At 69.6% G+C, this 1,108-nt stretch carries 1 protein-coding gene; it reads left to right on the forward strand.

Going from position 1 to position 1,108, the window contains the following annotated elements:
- Positions 1–1,073, forward strand: a 1,073-nt coding sequence (locus K228_RS0125135) for an ISAs1 family transposase (RefSeq protein WP_025620817.1), incomplete at its 5' end; no start/stop codon positions are given.
- Between the last annotated feature and the right edge of the window lie 35 nt (positions 1,074–1,108).

Raw genomic sequence — 1,108 nt, forward strand, 5'->3', positions numbered from 1 at the left:
ACAACTCGCTGACCGCGATCGCGGAGTGGGTCCGACGCTGTGAACAGTGGGAACTGGCCCGGCTGGGTTGCCCGTTCAACCCGGTGACCGGCCGGTACCGGGTTCCGGACGAGCGGACCCTGCGGGACGCCTACGCCCGAGTTGATTCGGCCGCGCTGACCGGCGCCGGATACGGGCACCTGGCCGCGCTGGCCCGCACCGCGATCCCGGCGGTGACTCCGGACGGTGTCGGTGAGCGGGAACAGCGTCGCGCCCACCGCGCCGCCGCCACCGATCGGCCGCGCCGCGCCGCCATCGCGGTGGACGGCAAGTGTCTACGCGGCGCGAAACGTCCCGACGGCAGCCCAGTGTTCATCCTGTCCGCCGTGCGTCACACCGACGCGGTCACCCTCGCCGCCCGGCAGATCGCCGCGAAGGCCAACGAAATCGGCGAGTTCGCGCCCCTGCTGGACCAGATTCCCGACATCGACCTGACCGACACGGTGATCACCGCCGACGCGATGCACGCGCAACGCGCCCACGCGGTCTACCTCGTGCGGCAGCGCCACGCCCACTACCTGTTCACCGTCAAGGACAACCAGCCCACCCTCGCCGCGCAGCTGCGGCGCTTGCCCTGGAAGCAGGTGCCGGTCCTGCATCGCCAGAGCAGTCGCGGCCACGGCCGCGCCGAGATCCGCGAGGTTCAGGTCGTCACCGTCGATGACTTGCTGTTCCCCCACGCCCGTCAAGTCGTGCGGATCCGCCGCAGACGCCGCGCTCTGGACACGAAGAAGTGGACCACCGAAGTCGTGTACGCGATCACCGACCTGCCCACTCACCAGGCCCGACCCGCCGAGATCGCCGTCTGGGCCCGCGAACACTGGACCATCGAGAACAGCGTGCACTGGATCAGGGACGTGACTTTCGGCGAGGACGCCAGTCAAGTCCGCGCCCGCAACACCCCCGCCGTCATGGCAGCCCTACGCGACATCATCCGCAGCACGTTCCGCCTCACCGGCTGGGTGAATACCGCCAGCGCCAGGCGCGCCCACACCATCCCCGCCGCAACCCTGGCACTACATGGCATCCCATGACCAACCAGACAATCAAGGACTACTCCGGGGCCCTG

Source organism: Salinispora cortesiana (assembly GCF_000484695.1).
Taxonomy (GTDB): domain Bacteria; phylum Actinomycetota; class Actinomycetes; order Mycobacteriales; family Micromonosporaceae; genus Micromonospora; species Micromonospora cortesiana.